The sequence below is a fragment of the Streptomyces flaveolus genome, from assembly GCF_014648815.1.
GTDB lineage: Bacteria > Actinomycetota > Actinomycetes > Streptomycetales > Streptomycetaceae > Streptomyces > Streptomyces flaveolus.
Genome location: NZ_BMRV01000004.1, coordinates 419,445 through 437,751, shown reverse-complemented (window position 1 = coordinate 437,751; position 18,307 = coordinate 419,445). Strand labels below are relative to the sequence as shown.

Here is an 18,307-nt window from a genome sequence, read left to right as displayed (position 1 = left end):
CCCGGCGGGGGGACCGCCCGGCGTGCGGCCGGAAGCGGGGTTTCAGTCGGCCAGCGGGAGATACACCCGGTTCCCGCCGGCGGCGAACTCCTTCGACTTCTGCAGCATGCCCTCGGCGATCTCGTCGGGAGACGCCCCCTCGGCGACCGCACCGCCGAACCGCTCGTTGATGCTCTGGCTGATCTTCATCGAGCAGAACTTCGGCCCGCACATCGAGCAGAAGTGGGCCGTCTTGGCGGGCTCGGCCGGCAGCGTCTCGTCGTGGAACTCCCGTGCCGTGTCCGGGTCGAGAGCCAGGTTGAACTGGTCCTCCCACCGGAACTCGAAACGGGCGTCCGACAGCGCGTCGTCCCACTCCTGCGCACCCGGGTGACCCTTGGCGAGATCGGCGGCATGGGCGGCGATCTTGTAGGTGATGACGCCGGTCTTGACGTCGTCACGGTTGGGCAGGCCCAGGTGTTCCTTGGGCGTGACGTAGCAGAGCATGGCCGTGCCCCACCAGGCGATCATCGCGGCACCGATGCCGGAGGTGATGTGGTCGTACGCCGGCGCGACGTCCGTCGTCAGCGGGCCGAGCGTATAGAACGGAGCTTCATCGCAGATCTCCTGCTGAAGGTCGATGTTCTCCTTGATCTTGTGCATCGGGACGTGTCCCGGGCCTTCGATCATGGTCTGTACGTGGAAACGCTTGGCGATCCGGTTGAGTTCCCCGAGCGTGCGCAACTCGGCGAACTGCGCCTCGTCGTTGGCGTCCGCGATCGATCCCGGCCGCAGGCCGTCGCCGAGGGAGTACGTGACGTCGTACGCGGCGAGGATCTCGCAGAGCTCCTCGAAGTTCTCGTACAGGAACGACTCCTTGTGGTGCGCGAGGCACCACGCGGCCATGATCGAGCCGCCGCGCGAGACGATGCCCGTCTTGCGGTTCGCGGTGAGCGGTACGTAGGCCAGGCGGACGCCCGCGTGGACCGTCATGTAGTCCACGCCCTGCTCGGCCTGCTCGATCACCGTGTCCTTGTAGATCTCCCAGGTCAGCTCCTCGGCCCGTCCGTCGACCTTCTCCAGGGCCTGGTAGAGCGGCACGGTGCCGATGGGAACGGGGGAGTTGCGGAGCACCCACTCGCGGGTGGTGTGGATGTTGCGGCCGGTGGACAGGTCCATGACCGTGTCGGCGCCCCAACGGGTCGCCCAGGTCATCTTCTCGACCTCCTCCTCGATGGAGGACGTCACCGCCGAGTTGCCGATGTTGGCGTTCACCTTCACCAGGAACCGCTTGCCGATGATCATCGGCTCGATCTCCGGGTGATTGACGTTGGCCGGCAGCACGGCCCGGCCGGCGGCGATCTCCTCGCGGACCACCTCCGGCGAGACGTTCTCCCGGAGGGCCACGTACTCCATCTCGGGCGTGATCTCGCCCCGGCGCGCATAGGCGAGCTGCGTCACCGCCGCGCCGTCCCGGCCGCGGCGCGGCTGACGCGGGCGTCCGGGGAAGACGGCGTCCAGGTTGCGCAGGCCACCGCGCGGTGAGGTGTGCTTGATCCCGTCGTCCTCCGGACGGACGGGACGGCCCGCGTACTCCTCCGTGTCGCCGCGGGCGATGACCCAGTTCTCCCGCAGCGGCGGCAGCCCCCTGCGGACGTCGGTGTCGACGAGTAGATCGGTGTACGGGCCCGAGGTGTCGTAGAGCGTGACCGACTGCCCGTTGGTGAGGTGCACCTGACGGACCGGCACCCGCAGGTCGGGGCGCGAGCCCTCGACGTACGCCTTGTGCCAGCCGATGGACTTCCCGGCCTCCGCGGACTCCGCCTCGACGGAGTGGTGGGCGGAGGCAGGCGTGCGTGCGTCCTTGATGGTCATGAGACCTACTCCCTACGCCGGCATTACCCGGTAACAGGTTCAGCGGTCGACGCAGCCGTTTCCGTCTGACGACGCCTCGTGGTCAACATCACTCGATGGCGGTGATGTTTCCCGTGAAACGTCGCTGGGACGGAGGTCAGCGCCCTCTCAGCCCGGTGCTCCGAGCTCCCGCGTGTACAAAGGTGCCCCCACGCTAGCGTCAATTCGGGCGCGGTGAACAGAGGGCCCCCCTCGTTCTTGCGATGATCGGTCGGTGACCACGACCCAGCACCCTCCCTACCCGCCGCACGAACCTCGCCGCGGCCCGGGCGCGCAAGCAGGCGACGGGCGTGCGGAAGGCCATGCCACCGGAGGCCCCTACGGGGGCGGGAGACGTGAAGCGGGTCACGGACACGCCTCTGGCGTCGGCGGCCACGGCCCCCGCTACGGGCCGGGGGGCGAGACGGCGCACGGAGCCGGCGGTGACCACACCGGCAGCGGCGGACACGGTGGCGGTGGTGGGCACGGACACTCGCACGGACACGGCCACGGGCCCGCGGCGCCCGTTTCACGGCATCTGCGGAAGGTCATCGCGGCGGTCCTCATCCCGTTCGGCGTGGCGGTCCTGGTCGGGCTCGCCGTGCTCTGGCCGGGCGGCGCGCCACCGCACGAGCGCACCGGCGTCGGCTTCGACCGGCAGACGCAACAGGCCACCGTCACCAACGTGGACAGACTGAGCTGCAAGTCCGTCAACGCCTCCGGCGTTCCCCCCACCGGCGACACCTCCACCGCCGAGGGCTCCTCCGCGGTGCAGCAGGAGAACGGCGACTGCAAGCGGGCGACGATCCGCGTCGACACCGGCAAGGACAAGGGCCGCACCTTCACCGAGATCGTGCAGCCGGACCAGACACGTCAGTTGCACGAGGGCCAGAAGGTGGTGGTCGCCTACGAGCCCTCCGCGCCGAAGGACCTGCAGTACTCGGTGACCGACATCGACCGCGGTTTCCCGATGGCCCTGCTCGCCGGCATCTTCGCGGTCGCCGTCGTGGTCGTCGGCCGGCTGCGGGGTCTGATGGCCCTGGTCTCGCTGGCCATCAGCTTCCTGCTGCTGAACTTCTTCATCCTGCCCGCCATCCTGCAGGGCTCGAACCCGCTGCTCGTGGCGGTGATCGGGTCCAGCGCCATCATGCTGATCGCGCTGTATCTGTGCCACGGACTGTCGGCGCGGACCTCCGTGGCGGTGCTCGGAACCCTGGTCTCGCTGCTGCTGATCGGCGTTCTGGGGTCGCTGTTCATCGACTGGGCCGCGCTCACGGGCAACACCGACGACAACACCGGCCTGATCCACGGCTTGTATCCGTCGATCGACATGAGCGGTCTGCTGCTCGCCGGGGTCATCATCGGTTCGCTCGGTGTCCTCGACGACGTGACGGTCACCCAGACGTCTGCGGTCTGGGAGTTGCACGAGGCCAATCCGACGATGGGCTGGCGCGGCCTGTACCGCGCGGGTATCCGCATCGGCCGTGACCACATCGCCTCCGTCGTCAACACGCTCGTCCTCGCCTACGCGGGCGCCGCGCTGCCGCTGCTGCTGCTGTTCTCGATCGCCCAGAGCAGCGTGGGGACGGTCGCCAACAGCGAGCTGGTCGCGGAGGAGATCGTGCGCACGCTGGTGGGCTCGATCGGCCTGGTCGCATCCGTGCCGGTCACCACCGCCCTGGCGGCCCTGGTCGTCTCGGCCGACCGTCCGGCCGCGCGGGACGCCGGTGCGGCGCCGGGTGCCGGGCCGGCGCCGGCGCGTGGTGGGCGGGGCCGCCGCCGCAAGCGCTGACCCGCCCGGGCGCCCTCACGGCACGGCGGGCCCCCCTGTGCAGAATCGTTCCTGCAGAGGTGGGCAACCTGACGAAGCGTTACGCCACCGCCCATGACCGCCGTAACGGTTCAGCCCGCGCTCTGCTCCTCGGCCAGGATGCGGTCCAGCGCCTCGTCGAGGTGTGCGTCGAAGTCGGCGAGCGCGCCTTCCTGACCCAGCGGCACGAGCTTGTCGGTCCGGTCGAGGAACGCCACGAGCGGCGCCGCCGAGGAACGGAACAGCGCCTGGTCGCTGCCGACCTGGAGACGGATCAGCACCTCGGCCAGCGGCCCCGGGTCGACGGGCGCGATGCGCACATCACCGTCACCGCACGGCGTGCCCACCCCGTCGACCAGCAGCTCCCGGCCGAAGGCCCAGGTCACCGGGGCATCGCCAGGCAGATGGAAGGTCAGCCGCACCGCGTAGGGATCACAGGTCTGGTAGCGCAGCTCCACCGGGATGCGGAAAGAGAGCTCCTCGGACACGAGAAAGCTCATCATGACCTCTGCCTGTACGGACTCGCCCATCGCCTACCCCGTCATTCGCCGTCGACTGTCCGGGAATCAAACCTCTAACACTGGTGGCATCTTGCTTAACGTACACACCAGATCACAAGGAGTGAGTTTTCAGATACTGATAGAGATCGCTAGTGACCCCAGGAGCCGGCCCATTTCGTTCTGCAGACGCTGCGCCGCGGGCAGCAGCCGGTCGGCCTGGTGTGCGGGCAGAGAGAGGGCCATCGTCGCGGCCGTGGTGCCGATGGTGATCGGGATCGCCGCACAGACCGTCCCCAGGGCGTACTCCTGGCGTTCGGTCACCGGCGTCATCCGTCGCGTACGTTCCAGTCGTTTCATCAGACTGACTCCGTCACGCACCGTGTACGGCGTCACGGGGCTCACCGGATAGCGGTCGAGGTGGTCGCGGCGGGCTTCCTCGTCCAGCTGCGACAGCAGGCACTGGCCGATGGCGTGCGCGTGCCCGGTCTCGCGGAAGTCCGCCCACTCCTCCACGGCGGGATTGCCCGGGGTGTCGGAGACGCACATGATCTCGATCTCGCCGTCGCGGTACATGGCGTAGTAGACGGGAACGCCGATCGCGTCGCGCCAGCGTGCCAGCGCGTCGACGACTGTGCTGCGACGTTTCTGCTCGGCCCCGCTGCTGCCCAGCCGCTCGGCCGCCTCCCCGAGGAAGAACAAACCCTTGTCGCGGCGCAGATATCCCTCGTGCACGAGCGTGCGCAGCAGGTGGTAGGCCGTGGGCAGCGCCAGTTTCGTCTCACGGGCCAGCTGCTTGGCGGGAGCCCCGTACGCGTGCTCCGCGACGCACTCCAGAAGGCGCATCGCGCGCTGTACCGACCCGATGAGGGTCACCGCGGGCGGGTCCGTGGACGGCGGTGCGGCGGGGGTGGGGGGTGTCCGGGGTGCCGAACGGGGCTGCACGGGCAGTGCGTGCGGCGGTACGAATGCGGTGTCAGCCGTGGCCAAGGGTCACTCCCGGAACGCGAGGGGGGCAGCCCGTGCGGGGAAACACGGGTGGGGTGTACGCCGCTCGCGGGGTCGCCCCCGCGTGGAGTTCCGGACTCTAACCGCCGGTCACCGCGTGCCGACGGCCCGTCCGGGAAACTTCCCTCGCGCGAGGGAACCGGTGATTCCTGTTACCGCCACCGGTGTCCCCCGGCTCTCACCAGTCGCTGCGGGACGAGGAACTCGTCATGAACTTGCGTACGACGTAGATCAGTCCGCCGACGAGCGCCACGAAGAGCAGCAGCTTGAACAGCAGTCCGATCACGAAGCCGACCACACTGGCGATCAGCCCGCCGAACACGACCAGGGCGATGACCGGCACCGCGATCCACTTCACCCACCACGGCAGTCCCGTGAAGATCTCTCGCATCGCCCTCGTCCTTGCCTTTCCGCCCGTTCGAGTGCCGGGTCCTTGGGTGGCCCCGGGATCCCGCTGGGAATCTCCTGATGTCCTGCACTCGATGCTAGGGCCGTGAGGGCCCCGGCAGGGCCCTCGTACCCCTTGTCTCCCCCTGACCGATCCCCTAGGGAACCCCGGGGTCGCGACTCAGCTCTCGGGCGGAGAGAACACCACGAGCACCCTGAGGTCCTCGCTGATGTGGTGGAACTTGTGGGCGACGCCGGCCGGCACGTACACCACGCTGCCGCGGGCGACCTGGGTGGTCTCCAGGCCGACGGTGATCGAGGCGCGGCCACTGACCACGAAGTACACCTCGTCCTGCTCGTGCGGTTTCTGCGGGTCCGCCGTGCCCGCGTCGAGCGCGTACAGACCGACCGACATGTTCCGCTCGCGCAGAAACTGCAGATAGGCACCGTCGTTGGCGGCGCGCTCCGCCTCCAGTTCGGCCAGCCGGAATGCCTTCATCGCCTCGTCCGCCCCTGCCTCACCGTTCGTTTCCGATCGCGTCTGCCACGATCAGACACATGAAGAATTTCACAGTCAAGACGGTCGCCAACGCGGGCGCCCTGGCCGTCGCCGTGTGGCTGCTCGACAAGATCACCCTGACCGGGGGCAGCACCGGCGAGAAGGCCGCCACGCTGATCGTGGTCGCCCTGGTGTTCGGGCTGGTGAACATGCTGGTGAAGCCGATCGTGCAGGTGCTGACCTTCCCGCTGTTCATCCTCACCCTCGGCCTGTTCACGCTGGTGGTCAACGCGCTCATGCTGTTGCTCACCTCGTGGGTGGCCGACAAGCTCGACCTGAGCTTCCACGTCGAAGGCTTCTGGACCGCCGTCCTGGGCGGCCTGATCATCTCGGTCGTGTCCTGGGCCCTCAACGCCTTCCTGCCCGACAGGGACTGAGCCCCGTGACCTACCGCGTCTGCTTCGTGTGCACGGGAAACATCTGCCGCTCCCCGATGGCCGAAGCCGTCTTCCACGCGCGCGTGACGGAGGCCGGGCTCGAGGGCCTCGTCGAGGTCGACAGCGCCGGAACCGACGGATGGCACGAGGGCGAGGGCGCCGACCCGCGCACCGTGGCCGTCCTGGCGGACAACGGCTACGGCCTCGACCACACGGCCCGCCGGTTCCAGCCGTCCTGGTTCGCACATCTCGACCTCGTCGTCGCCCTCGACGCGGGCCACCTCAGGGTGCTGCGGCGGCTCGCGCCCACGGAGGGGGACGCGGCCAAGGTACGGCTGCTGCGGTCGTACGACCCCGCTGCCGACGGCGGGGACCTCGACGTACCGGATCCCTATTACGGGGGTGCGGACGGCTTCGAGGAATGCCTTGAGATGGTGGAGGCGGCGAGCAACGGACTGCTCGCCGCGGTACGTGAGCACATGAAGGGACGGGCGGCATGAACGATTCCGCTGTCGAACACGGGGGAGCACCGGGCGCGGGCACGTCCGCCGGTGACGGCACGCGCGCGGTGCGCGCCGGACTGCCCGAACCGGTGAAGCACGAGCCGACCCTGCCCGGCCCCGTGTTCGCCGCGCACTTCCACCTGCCGGGCGACCCCACCGGCCCGTACACCTACGGCCGCGACGAGAACCCCACCTGGAGCCACCTCGAGCGCGCCATCGGTGAGCTGGAGGCACCCGGGCAGGACGACACCGAGACGGTCGTGTTCGCCTCGGGCATGGCCGCGATCTCCTCGGTGCTCTTCTCCCAGCTGCGCGCCGGGGACGTGGCCGTGCTGCCCGACGACGGCTATCAGGCGCTGCCGCTGGTCCGTGCCCAGCTGGAGACGTACGGCATCGAGGTGCGCACCGCGCCGACCGGCGGCGACGCCCAGCTGGGCCTCCTGGACGGGGCCAGGCTGCTGTGGATCGAGACGCCCTCGAACCCCGGCCTCGACGTGTGCGACGTCCGGCGGCTCGTCGAGGCGGCACACGCGCGCGGCGCCCTGGTCGCCGTCGACAACACGCTCGCCACGCCGCTCGGCCAGCGCCCGCTGGAGCTCGGCGCCGACTTCTCCGTGGCCAGTGGGACCAAGCAGCTGACCGGCCACGGCGACATCCTGCTGGGATACGTCACCGGCCGCGACGCCGAGGCCATGGCCGCCGTACGACGCTGGCGCAAAATCGTCGGCGCGGTCCCCGGGCCCATGGAGGCCTGGCTCGCGCACCGTTCGATCGCCACCCTCCAGCTGCGCGTCGACCGGCAGAACGCCACCGCGCTGAAGGTGGCCGAAGCCCTGCGGGAGCGGCCCGAGGTGACCGGTCTGCGGTATCCGGGGCTGCGCGACGACCCCTCGCACGAGGTCGCCTCGCGGCAGATGCGGCGCTACGGGTGCGTCGTCTCCTTCACGCTGCCCTCGCGCGAGCGTGCCGATCGTTTTCTCGACGCCCTGCGGCTCGTGGACGACGCGACGAGCTTCGGCGGGGTGCGGTCCACGGCCGAGCGGCGCGGACGCTGGGGCGGCGACGCGGTACCGGAGGGCTTCATCCGCCTCTCGGTCGGTGCCGAGGATCCCGAGGACCTGGTGGCGGATCTGCTGCGCGCGCTGGAGCGGTCGGCGGACTGAGCCGCGCCGCACAGCCGCCGCACAGCCGCCGGACGGTGTCCGGCCGGACACGACGGACGGTCCGAGCCTCCCCCCTCGTGGCTCGGACCGTCCTTTCGGTTCTGCGCGCGAAGAACCGCGCGACCAAGGCTAGTTGACTCAGTGTCAGTGTCCAATCACAGTAGCGACAGCGACCTATCGACATATTTATAGTTGAGTGCGGCCGGGGGCGTCGGGAACGGCAGAGAAGGGGGAGGTCTTCCGTGGATCTGGCCTTGCTGCGCACGTTCGTGACCGTGCACCGGGCCGGTTCCTTCACTCGCGCCGCCGCCCTGCTCGGCCTCTCCCAGCCTGCCGTCACCTCGCAGATCCGGACCCTGGAGCGGCAGCTCGGCCGGCCGTTGTTCCTGCGGCAGGCCCGTGGCGTGACCCCGACGACCATCGGCGACGAGCTCGCCCACAAGGCCGCCCCGCACCTCGACGCCCTGGTGGAGATCGCCGAGACCGGGGTCGACGACGAGTCCCCGGTACGGACCCTGCATCTCGCCGGGCCGCCCGAGTTCACCGCCGAGCGGGCGTTGCCCGCGCTCACGGAACTCACCGGCAAGGACGGACAGGGCTTCGCGCTGCGCGCCACCTTCGGGAATGCCGAGGAGGCGCTGGAGGGACTGGCCGCCGGACATCATGATCTGGCCATCGGCACCGCCCGGCCGCGCGGCGCCCTGCTCACGGCGACTCCGCTCTGCGACGAGGAGCACGTCCTGGTCGCCGCGCCCCGTTGGGCCGCGCAGACCGGCGCCGGGGAGCCTCGCCGCACCTCGGCGCCGGACCTGGCGCACGTGCCCGTCGTCGAGGTGCACGAGTCGCTGCCCTTCGTCACCCGGTACTGGGCCTCCGTCTTCGACACCTGCCCGGCCGCGCCGGGCACCGTGGTCGTTCCCGACCTGCGCGCGGTGCTCACCTGTGTGATCGCGGGCGCCGGGCTCGCGGTGCTGCCCCGCTACCTGTGCGCCGATGCTCTGGCACGCGGGGACGTCGTCGCCCTGCACGAGCCGGCGGTGCCACCGCTGAGGACGTACTTCCTGGTGGTGCGCACCGGCACCCTGGCGATGCCGCACATCGCCCGGGCCCATGAGTGGCTGCTGCGCGCGGCGGGGAGCTGGAACTGAGCAACAGGGCTCGTCACGATGTTTCACGTGGAACCAGCCGGGCCACATTTCTCCCATGACCGTCCGACCCGTGGTCAAGCGCACCGCCCGCGCCGTCCTCCTGGACGGCGACGACCTGATTCTGATCAAGCGCACCAAGCCCGGTGTCGATCCCTACTGGGTCACTCCCGGAGGCGGGGTCGAGCCGGAGGACACGACGGTGGTCGACGCCCTGCACCGCGAGGTGTACGAGGAGCTGGGTGCCAAGATCACCGACGTGGTCCCCTGCTTCGTGGACACCGTGGAGCACATCGGTGAGGACGGTGGGTCGACCGGTGTGAAGGTGCAGCACTTCTTCGTCTGCCACCTGGAATCCATGGATCCGGCGCTGCGGCACGGACCCGAGATCGACGAGCCCGCCGGCGAGTACGAGATCGTCCGGGTGCCGTTCACCCGGGTCGGCATCGCCTCCGTCCACCTCGTACCGCTGTCGTTGCGCCACTATCTGGACGGCAACATCGAAGGGGTGCGCGCGATGCACGCCCCCGATCTCGGCTGACGCCCACCGCACCGGCCCGCCGAACGCGAGACGCCCACCGGGTGCCGCGGCACTGTACGCACTGCCATGACATGGCCAAAAGGTCATGCGTCCCACCGCAAAGAGGTGGACGCGGACGGCTCCTGTCGGCCAGCCTGACCTGCGTGGTGACTCCTTCCCTCTCCTCTCTGCCGATCCGCCGTCTGACGCTCCGCGATCTCACCGCGTGCGCCGACTTGTCCGAGGACCGGGGGTGGCTGCGCGAAGAACACAAGTGGGGCTTCCTTCTCACCGCTGGGCAGGGCTACGGCATCGACGACCCCGGTGGCGGTCTCGTCAGCGCCTGCACCGTCACCGAGTACGGCCCGGCCGAGCGGCCGTCCCTCGCGGGCATCGGCATGGTGCTGGTCGCCGAGCGACACGCCCGCCAGGGCGTGGGACGCCGGCTGATGCGCCACGTGCTCTCGGCGCAGGGCACCACCCCGCTGACGCTGCACGCGACCGCCAACGGCCGCCCGCTCTACGAGGAACTCGGCTTCAAGTGCACGGGCCGGGCGGAGATGGTGCGGGGGCGCTTCACCCCGGGTGGGTCCGAGCCGGGGATCGCCACACGGGCGGCCACCGCGGACGACCTCCCCGCCATCCTCCGGCTCGACGAGGAGGTTTTCGGCGCCGACCGCACCCACATCATCACGCGCCTGCCCGCCTTCGCCGACCAGCTGCGCGTGGCCGAGGAGGCGGGCCGGCTCATCGGCTACGCCGCCGCCTGGCCCAACATGGACACCCACGTGGTGGGCCCGCTGATCGCCCGCGACACCGAGACGGCCAAGGCACTCGTCACCTCTCTCGCGGCCCGCACCGACCGGCCCCTGCGCACCGACATCGACGTGCGGCACGAAGAGCTGCTGGCCTGGGCGAAGGAGCGCGGCCTCGCCTCGCTCGCCACGAACGCGGTCATGACGTACGGGATCACGGAGCTGCCCGGAGATCCGAACCGGCGGTTCGCTCCCTTGACCGTGGCGGCGGGCTGACCTCCACGCACTGGGTCCGCTGGTCCGGGCGGTGGAGACGCTCGAGCCACCGGTGCCCGCAGGGCCGAAGCCGGCGCGGACCGTGTTCGCGCCGGCTCTCCCTGCGTAAGGTGCGGGCATGGGAGATCTTGAAATACGTCGCACCACCGAGGGCGACATCCCCGCGGTCGTCGCGATGCTCGCCGACGACCCGCTGGGTGCCCGGCGCGAGTCACCTGATGACCTGAGTCCCTACCTCGCCGCCTTCGAACGGCTCCGTAGCGATCCCCACCAGCACCTGGTCGTCGCCGTCCGCGAGGGCCGTGTCGTGGGCACGCTCCAGCTGACCATCGTCCCGGGACTCTCCCGGCGCGGTGCGACACGCTCGATCATCGAAGGCGTACGCATCCACGCCGACGAGCGCGGCAGCGGCCTGGGCACCCAGCTCATCGAATGGGCCGTCGCCGAGTCCCGTCGGCAGGGATGCCACCTGGTCCAGCTCACCTCCGACAAGACCCGCGCGGACGCCCACCGCTTTTACGAACGCCTCGGCTTCTCGGCCTCGCACACGGGCTTCAAGCTCGAGCTCTGACGTGGTGTACCCGGGGTCGGCGCGCTGTTTCACGTGAAACAGCGCGCCGAGGCCGTCGGTGGCGTCTAGCCGATGCCGCGCCACCCTTCCGGGTCCACGCCTCCCGGCACGGAGCCCTCTTCGTCGTAGGGCCGACGCGTGAAGACGAACGATCCGAGGTCCAGATGACTCACGGTCCCGTCCGGGCGCCGCACGGCCCGCAGCAGTTCACCGGCGTAGTAGCCCTCCAGCCCCGTCCAGGTGCCGTCGTCGTTCGCCCGGAAGCGCGAGCGGCGGCCCTGTCCCGACAGCGGTTCCAGCGAGACTCCGCCAGCGGGTGTCAGCCGCAGCGCGAAGGCTTGGGTCCCCCAGTACCAGGGCCCGGCCAGCTCCAGCACGGAGGCGTCGACGTCCGGGAGCGGCCGCCACGGCTCGGGGATCCGCGGCTCGGCCTCCGCGACGATCCGTACGAGGTCGGCACCCACCCCGGACGTCAACGGCCCGGAGGTGCAGTTGGTCAGCACGACCGCCGCCACGTCGTCCTCGACGCCGATGGTGAGGTTGGCCAGAAAGCCCGGCAGGGAGCCGGAGTGGCCGACGAGCAGCCGTCCGTCCCGGTACTGGATCTGCAGGCCCAGTCCGTACGTCACACCGTCCGCGACATCCGCGGCCTCGGCCGGCGCCGCCGGCGTCCGCATCTCCTGTACCGTCTCGGCGCTCAGAACCTTGTCGTCGCCCTTCGCCAGGAAGGCGGCGAACCGTGCCAGGTCACCGGTGGTGGACCAGAGCTGACCGGCCGGAGCCATCCGCCCCAGGTCCTCGACGGGTTCCGGCAGCATCACGTCGGCCCACGGATGCACCGCCCAGCCGCCGGCGTGAGGTGCCTGCGGGCACGTGGTCGTACGGTCCAGGCCCAGCGGCTCCAGCACCTCCCGCCGCAGCACGTCCTCCCACGCCGCTCCGCGCAGTCGCTCGACCAGCGCGCCGAGCAGGGTGTAACCGGGGTTCGAGTAGTGGTGCCGGCGGCCCACCGGATGCAGGAGAGGCTGCTTGCCCAGCACATCGGCCAGCTCGGGGCGCAGGGAGCCGGGAGTCCGTTCCCACCACGGCGCAGGAGACTCGGCGGCCAGCCCACCGGTGTGCGCGAGGAGTCCGGCGATGGTGGCCTCACCCGCTCCCGTGCCCGGCAGGTGCTGCTCCAGCCGGTCTCCGAGGTCGAGCACGCCCTCGTCGCGCAGCCGCAGGACCAGAACGGCGGTGAAGGTCTTGGTGATCGAGCCGATCCGGTACTGCACGTTCTCGTCCGGCCCGTGCCCGTCGACCGACGTCCGCGCCCCGTGCCACACGGTCCGTCCGTCCCGCACCACCGCAGCGACGAGCGACGGTGTACGCCCTTCGGCCTGGGCGACGGCGATCCGGTGCAGCAGCGCGCGGCGGGTGGCGGGGAGCAGCTCTTCCTGGGGTGTCGTCATGCCCCCAGTCCACCGGGCCGCGTACTCCGCGTCGAGCCGTTTTCCCCTGACCGGTGGGTCAGGTCTGTGCCATGTCCACGAACCGCGAGTAGTGACCCTGGAAGGCGACCGTGATGGTCGCCGTCGGGCCGTTTCGGTGCTTGGCCACGATCAGGTCCGCCTCGCCCGCGCGCGGCGATTCCTTCTCGTAGGCGTCCTCGCGGTGCAGCAGGATCACCATGTCGGCGTCCTGCTCGATGGAGCCGGACTCACGCAGGTCGGACACCATCGGCTTCTTGTCGGTGCGCTGTTCGGGACCACGGTTCAGCTGGGAGAGCGCGATGACGGGGATCTCCAGCTCCTTGGCCAGGAGCTTGAGGTTACGGGACATGTCGGACACCTCCTGCTGACGGCTCTCCGCACGCTTGGACCCGCCCGACTGCATCAGCTGGAGGTAGTCGATGACCACCAGCTTCAGATCGTTTCGCTGCTTGAGCCTGCGGCACTTGGCACGGATCTCCATCATCGACAGGTTCGGGGAGTCGTCGATGTAGAGCGGCGCGGCCGAGACGTCCGGCATCCGGCGCGCCAGACGGGTCCAGTCGTCGTCCGTCATCGTGCCGGAGCGCATGTGGTGCAGAGCGACACGGGCCTCGGCGGACAGCAGACGCATCGCGATCTCGTTGCGGCCCATTTCGAGCGAGAAGATGACGCTCGGCAGATTGTTCTTGATAGAGGCGGCCCGGGCGAAGTCCAGCGCGAGCGTCGACTTTCCCATCGCGGGACGGGCGGCGATGACGATCATCTGCCCCGGGTGCAGGCCGTTGGTGAGCGAGTCGAAGTCGGTGAATCCCGTGGGCACGCCGGTCATCTCGCCGCTGCGGGAGCCGATCGCCTCGATCTCGTCGAGCGCGCCCTCCATGATGTCGCCGAGCGGCAGGTAGTCCTCGCTGGTGCGCTGCTCGGTGACGGCGTAGATCTCGGCCTGGGCACGGTTGACGATCTCGTCCACGTCGTCGTCGGCCGCGTACCCCATTTGCGTGATCCGGGTACCGGCCTCCACCAGGCGGCGCAGTACGGCACGCTCGTGCACGATCTCCGCGTAGTAGGCGGCGTTCGCGGCCGTGGGCACGGTCTGGACGAGCGTGTGCAGATACGAGGCACCGCCGACCTTGTTGATCTCCCCGCGCTTCGTGAGCTCGGCGGCGATCGTGATGGGGTCGGCCGGCTCACCCTTGGCATAGATGTCGAGGATCGCCTGGTAGATCGTCTCGTGGGCCGGCTTGTAGAAGTCGTGGCCCTTGAGGATCTCGACGACGTCCGCGATGGCGTCCTTGGACAGCAGCATGCCGCCGAGGACGGACTGCTCGGCCTCCAGGTCCTGCGGAGGCACCCGCTCGAACGCGGACGGTCCCGCACCGTCCCACGCACCGTTGTCCCGGCCGCGCTCGTGCTGGTCGTCACGGCTCCTGGGACTGTCACCGCGACGGCGGGAAGCGGGCAGACGATCGCTGGGACCGCTGTCGGCCCACGGGTCGTCCAAGGGCTCGGAAATGCTCACCGAGCCACCTCCTCCCGTCCGCCGAGCGGACCTCGCCGTGCCCGTCATTTCTACGGCACGGCACTGACAAATAAGACGCCCAACTCCGGTTCTGAAGCGTCGGGTTTGTGAGCGTTCACAAGCCGCCGGACGGAGCAGGCGCCGGACCACCGTAGGCCCGCGGGCACCGTCAGCCAATCTGGTTATCCACAGGCCATGTGGACGACTGGCCAGATGCTGTGGACAACTCCTCGAAAGCTGTGCACGACCCGGTGGACAGCCCTGTGAACAAGCCCTCCCTGTGACCGGAAGCACCCTTCTGACCAGCGCATTCACCATCCACGGGCTGTGCAGAAGAAAAACTTTCCCAGTCGGATCAAGATCACTTCCAACCGCACACAAGAGCACACCGGACGAGAGCACAAGTAAGGGGTACTAAAGCTTTGCATCTCTTACCTGTGGACGATTAGATTGGTGCTCATGACACAGGCCCCCGCGCGCTCCCGCACTGCCCGGCGCCGGCACGACCGAGAGATCGTCGCGCTGGCCGTCCCGGCCTTCGGCGCGCTCGTCGCCGAGCCCCTCTTCGTCATGGCCGACAGCGCCATCGTCGGCCATCTCGGTACGGCACAACTCGCCGGACTCGGCATCGCCTCGGCCCTGCTGACGACAGCCGTCAGCGTCTTCGTCTTCCTCGCCTACGCCACCACCGCGGCCGTCGCCCGGCGCGTCGGGGCGGGCGATCTGCAGTCCGCCATCCGGCAGGGCATGGACGGCATCTGGCTGGCCCTGCTGCTCGGCGCCGCCGTCATCGCCGTCGTCCTGCCCACGGCCCCGTCCCTGGTCGACCTCTTCGGCGCCTCCGACACTGCCGCCCCGTACGCCGTCACCTATCTGCGGATATCCTCGCTCGGCATCCCGGCCATGCTCGTCGTACTCGCCTCGACCGGCGTCCTGCGGGGGCTGCAGGACACCCGCACCCCGCTCTACGTGGCCGTCGCGGGTTTCGTCGCCAACGCCGTTCTCAATGTCGGGCTCGTCTATGGCGCCGGCCTGGGCATCGCGGGCTCCGCCTGGGGCACCGTCATCGCCCAGCTCGGCATGGCCGCGGTGTACCTCTGGGTGGTCATCCGCGGAGCACGCCGACACGGTGCGTCCCTGCGTCCGGACGCCGCCGGCATCAGGGCCTCGGCACAGGCCGGAGTGCCGCTGCTCGTCCGCACCCTCTCCCTGCGGGCGATCCTCATGATCGCCACCGCCGTGGCGGCTCGTCTCGGGGACGCCGACATCGCGGCCCATCAGATCATCCTGTCCTTGTGGAGCCTGCTGGCCTTCGCCCTCGACGCGATCGCCATCGCCGGACAGGCCATCATCGGGCGCTACCTGGGGGCCGGTGACACACGCGGCGCCCGGGAAGCCTGCCGCAGGATGGTCGAGTGGGGCATCGCGGTCGGAGTCCTCCTTGGCCTGCTCGTGGTGCTGGCCCGGCCGGCGTTCCTGCCCCTGTTCACCGGTGACTCCTCCGTCAAGGACGCTGCCCTGCCGGCTCTGGTGATCGTGGCCCTCTCCCAGCCGATCTGCGGTGTGGTCTTCGTCCTGGACGGCGTGCTGATGGGCGCGGGGGACGGTCCGTACCTCGCCTGGGCGATGCTGCTCACCCTTGCGGTCTTCACTCCCGCTGCGCTTCTCGTCCCGACGCTCGGCGGCGGGCTCACTGCACTGTGGGGGGCCATGACGTTGATGATGACGATGCGCATGCTGACGCTGTGGTGGCGTACGCGCTCGGGCCGTTGGGTCGTGACCGGTGCGACGCGCTGACCGTTTCACGTGAAACACGCCGTTTCACGTGAAACATGGGTCCGACCAGCCCAGCACATCGGCTGCCATGACAATGGGGCCGCACTCCCGACCGGGAGTGCGGCCCCATCTCATCGCTTCAGCGAGAGCCAGGCTCAGGCGGAAACAACCTCGATGTTGACCGTGGCGGCAACCTCGGGGTGCAGACGCACGGACGTCGCATGGGCGCCCAGGGTCTTGATCGGCGAGCCCAGCTCGATGCGGCGCTTGTCGACCTCGGGGCCACCGGCAGCCTTGATCGCCGAGGCGACGTCGGCCGGGGTGACGGAACCGAAGAGACGACCGGCGTCGCCGGAGCGGACGGCCAGACGGACCTTCACGCCCTCGAGCTGGGCCTTCACCTGGTTGGCCTGCTCGATGGTCTGGATCTCGTGGATCTTGCGAGCACGACGGATCTGCTCGACGTCCTTCTCGCCACCCTTGGTCCAACGGATCGCGAACTTCCGCGGGATCAGGTAGTTGCGAGCGTAGCCGTCCTTGACGTCGACGACGTCGCCCGCGGCGCCGAGGCCGGAGACCTCGTGGGTGAGGATGATCTTCATTAGTCGGTCACCCTTCCCTTATCGCGCGGTGGACGTGTAGGGCAGCAGCGCCATCTCACGGCTGTTCTTGACGGCCGTGGCGACGTCACGCTGGTGCTGCGTGCAGTTGCCGGTCACGCGGCGGGCACGGATCTTGCCGCGGTCGGAAATGAACTTCCGCAGCATGTTCGTGTCCTTGTAGTCCACGTACGTGACCTTGTCCTTGCAGAATGCGCAGACCTTCTTCTTCGGCTTGCGCACAGGCGGCTTAGCCATGATGTTTCTCCTGTGTGATCAAGAAGTGTGGGTAGAGCCCGCCTAGAAGGGGGGCTCGTCCGAGTAGCCGCCGCCGCTGCCGGAGCCACCGCCCCAGCCGCCGCCACCGCCGCCGCCCTGGTTGCCACCTGCGGGAGCGCCCGTGGCCCAGGGGTCGTCGGCGGGCGCGCCGCCGCCCTGCTGGCCGCCACCGGGGCCGCCGCCCCAGCCGCCGCCACCCTGGCCGCCACCGCCGCCGTAACCGCCCTGGCCGCCGCGACCCTGGCCCGAGGTCTTGGTGACCTTGGCCGTGGCGCTGCGGAGGCTGGCACCGACTTCGTCGACGTCCAGCTCGTAGACCGTGCGCTTGACGCCCTCACGGTCCTCGTAGGACCGCTGCTTCAGCCGGCCCTGCACGATGACGCGCATGCCTCGCTGGAGCGACTCGGCGACGTTCTCCGCCGCCTGGCGCCAGACCGAGCAGGTCAGGAACAGGCTTTCGCCGTCCTTCCACTCGTTCGTCTGGCGGTCGAAGGTGCGGGGGGTCGACGCGACACGGAACTTCGCGACGGCCGCACCGGACGGGGTGAAGCGCAGCTCGGGGTCGTCGACAAGATTGCCGATGACCGTGATGACGGTCTCGCCTGCCATGGGGGAACCTCTCGGCGGGTTTGCTGCTGGCTGCTTGTGCTGCTACTCGAATCCCGGGATCTGCTGAGCGGAAGGGCTCAGCGGGTCTCGGGACGGAGGACCTTGGTCCGGAGGACCGACTCGTTCAGGTTCATCTGGCGGTCGAGCTCCTTGACGACCGCAGGCTCGGCCTGCAGGTCGATGACCGAGTAGATGCCCTCGGGCTTCTTCTTGATCTCGTACGAGAGACGACGACGGCCCCAGGTGTCGACCTTCTCGACCTTTCCGCCGCCGTCACGGACGACAGAGAGGAAGTTCTCGATCAGCGGGGAGACAGCGCGCTCCTCGAGATCGGGGTCGAGGATGACCATCACCTCGTAGTGACGCATGTGGAACCCACCTCCTTTGGACTCAACGGCCACGGTCGTTCCGTGGCAGGAGGGTTGCGATGCGTTGTGCACCGGCATCAGCGAGTAAAGCAGGACCCACTGACAATCGGGTCTCCTCCGAGGAGGTGGCCCGGCCGGGGGCCGGCAGCAGACACCAGTGCAGAAGGTACAGAGTACCCGCCCGGCGGCTTGCGGTTGAAATCCGCCCGTGGGGGGACGCAATCTGTACACATCGGAAGTGC

20 protein-coding genes are annotated in these 18,307 nt (G+C 69.5%); 9 read left to right on the top strand and 11 right to left on the bottom strand.

Going from position 1 to position 18,307, the window contains the following annotated elements:
- Positions 1–42: 42 nt before the first annotated feature.
- Positions 43–1,854, bottom strand: coding sequence for a phosphomethylpyrimidine synthase ThiC (thiC, locus tag IEZ05_RS12990; RefSeq protein ID WP_229869700.1), 1,812 nt, complete (start codon positions 1,852–1,854; stop codon positions 43–45).
- 253 nt (positions 1,855–2,107) lie between these two features.
- On the opposite strand from thiC, the gene IEZ05_RS12985 reads away from it, so the two are divergent.
- Positions 2,108–3,664: a YibE/F family protein gene (locus IEZ05_RS12985; protein ID WP_189230212.1), complete on the top strand. Its 1,557-nt coding sequence runs from the start codon at positions 2,108–2,110 to the stop codon at positions 3,662–3,664.
- A gap of 110 nt (positions 3,665–3,774) precedes the next feature.
- On the opposite strand, the gene IEZ05_RS12980 is transcribed toward IEZ05_RS12985, so the two are convergent.
- The 4 genes from IEZ05_RS12980 to IEZ05_RS12965 form a co-directional block, all read right to left on the bottom strand.
- On the bottom strand, positions 3,775–4,212 hold the full coding sequence (locus IEZ05_RS12980) for an SsgA family sporulation/cell division regulator (RefSeq protein ID WP_189230211.1): 438 nt from the start codon (positions 4,210–4,212) through the stop codon (positions 3,775–3,777).
- Between the two features lie 99 nt (positions 4,213–4,311).
- Entirely contained in the window at positions 4,312–5,055 is a 744-nt protein-coding gene (locus IEZ05_RS12975) for an IclR family transcriptional regulator (protein WP_229869699.1), read from the bottom strand.
- 310 nt (positions 5,056–5,365) lie between these two features.
- Entirely contained in the window at positions 5,366–5,578 is a 213-nt protein-coding gene (locus IEZ05_RS12970) for a DUF5326 family protein (RefSeq protein ID WP_189230210.1), read from the bottom strand.
- A gap of 177 nt (positions 5,579–5,755) precedes the next feature.
- On the bottom strand, positions 5,756–6,073 hold the full coding sequence (locus tag IEZ05_RS12965) for a cupin domain-containing protein (RefSeq protein ID WP_189230209.1): 318 nt from the start codon (positions 6,071–6,073) through the stop codon (positions 5,756–5,758).
- A gap of 59 nt (positions 6,074–6,132) precedes the next feature.
- On the opposite strand from IEZ05_RS12965, the gene IEZ05_RS12960 reads away from it, so the two are divergent.
- The 7 genes from IEZ05_RS12960 to IEZ05_RS12930 all read left to right on the top strand — a co-directional run bounded on the left by IEZ05_RS12960 (position 6,133) and on the right by IEZ05_RS12930 (position 11,443).
- Positions 6,133–6,510, top strand: a complete 378-nt coding sequence (locus IEZ05_RS12960; protein ID WP_189230208.1) for a phage holin family protein — start codon at positions 6,133–6,135, stop codon at positions 6,508–6,510.
- 5 nt (positions 6,511–6,515) lie between these two features.
- Complete coding sequence (locus IEZ05_RS12955) at positions 6,516–7,010, top strand: low molecular weight protein-tyrosine-phosphatase (RefSeq protein ID WP_189230207.1); 495 nt, start codon at positions 6,516–6,518, stop codon at positions 7,008–7,010.
- Complete coding sequence (locus tag IEZ05_RS12950; RefSeq protein WP_189230206.1) at positions 7,007–8,176, top strand: cystathionine gamma-lyase; 1,170 nt, start codon at positions 7,007–7,009, stop codon at positions 8,174–8,176. The genes IEZ05_RS12955 and IEZ05_RS12950 overlap by 4 nt, the downstream gene beginning before the upstream one ends.
- A gap of 242 nt (positions 8,177–8,418) precedes the next feature.
- Positions 8,419–9,324, top strand: coding sequence for a LysR family transcriptional regulator (locus IEZ05_RS12945; RefSeq protein ID WP_189230205.1), 906 nt, complete (start codon positions 8,419–8,421; stop codon positions 9,322–9,324).
- A gap of 55 nt (positions 9,325–9,379) precedes the next feature.
- The gene (locus IEZ05_RS12940; RefSeq protein WP_189230204.1) at positions 9,380–9,862 is read left to right on the top strand and encodes an NUDIX domain-containing protein; all 483 of its coding nucleotides are present in this window, start codon (positions 9,380–9,382) and stop codon (positions 9,860–9,862) included.
- Positions 9,863–10,005: 143 nt separating this feature from the next.
- Positions 10,006–10,872 (top strand): GNAT family N-acetyltransferase, encoded by an 867-nt coding sequence (locus IEZ05_RS12935; RefSeq protein ID WP_189230203.1) that lies wholly within the window; start codon positions 10,006–10,008, stop codon positions 10,870–10,872.
- Between the two features lie 118 nt (positions 10,873–10,990).
- The gene (locus IEZ05_RS12930; RefSeq protein ID WP_189230202.1) at positions 10,991–11,443 is read left to right on the top strand and encodes a GNAT family N-acetyltransferase; all 453 of its coding nucleotides are present in this window, start codon (positions 10,991–10,993) and stop codon (positions 11,441–11,443) included.
- Positions 11,444–11,508: 65 nt separating this feature from the next.
- Here IEZ05_RS12930 and IEZ05_RS12925 read toward each other — a convergent pair whose 3' ends face one another.
- Both IEZ05_RS12925 and dnaB read right to left on the bottom strand, forming a co-directional pair.
- The gene (locus tag IEZ05_RS12925; protein WP_189230201.1) at positions 11,509–12,894 is read right to left on the bottom strand and encodes a serine hydrolase domain-containing protein; all 1,386 of its coding nucleotides are present in this window, start codon (positions 12,892–12,894) and stop codon (positions 11,509–11,511) included.
- A gap of 58 nt (positions 12,895–12,952) precedes the next feature.
- A complete protein-coding gene (gene dnaB / locus IEZ05_RS12920; protein WP_189230200.1) occupies positions 12,953–14,434 on the bottom strand; it encodes a replicative DNA helicase in 1,482 nt (493 codons plus the stop codon).
- Between the two features lie 459 nt (positions 14,435–14,893).
- Here dnaB and IEZ05_RS12915 point away from each other — a divergent pair, with 459 nt between their 5' ends.
- Positions 14,894–16,231, top strand: a complete 1,338-nt coding sequence (locus tag IEZ05_RS12915) for an MATE family efflux transporter (protein ID WP_189230199.1) — start codon at positions 14,894–14,896, stop codon at positions 16,229–16,231.
- 134 nt (positions 16,232–16,365) lie between these two features.
- On the opposite strand, the gene rplI is transcribed toward IEZ05_RS12915, so the two are convergent.
- From rplI to rpsF, 4 genes are all read right to left on the bottom strand, one after another.
- Complete coding sequence (gene rplI / locus IEZ05_RS12910) at positions 16,366–16,812, bottom strand: 50S ribosomal protein L9 (RefSeq protein ID WP_189230198.1); 447 nt, start codon at positions 16,810–16,812, stop codon at positions 16,366–16,368.
- 18 nt (positions 16,813–16,830) lie between these two features.
- Positions 16,831–17,067, bottom strand: coding sequence for a 30S ribosomal protein S18 (rpsR, locus tag IEZ05_RS12905; RefSeq protein ID WP_003949403.1), 237 nt, complete (start codon positions 17,065–17,067; stop codon positions 16,831–16,833).
- A 42-nt stretch (positions 17,068–17,109) separates the two neighbouring features.
- On the bottom strand, positions 17,110–17,697 hold the full coding sequence (locus IEZ05_RS12900; RefSeq protein ID WP_189230197.1) for a single-stranded DNA-binding protein: 588 nt from the start codon (positions 17,695–17,697) through the stop codon (positions 17,110–17,112).
- A gap of 77 nt (positions 17,698–17,774) precedes the next feature.
- Positions 17,775–18,065 (bottom strand): 30S ribosomal protein S6, encoded by a 291-nt coding sequence (gene rpsF, locus IEZ05_RS12895; RefSeq protein WP_189230196.1) that lies wholly within the window; start codon positions 18,063–18,065, stop codon positions 17,775–17,777.
- Positions 18,066–18,307: the final 242 nt, after the last annotated feature.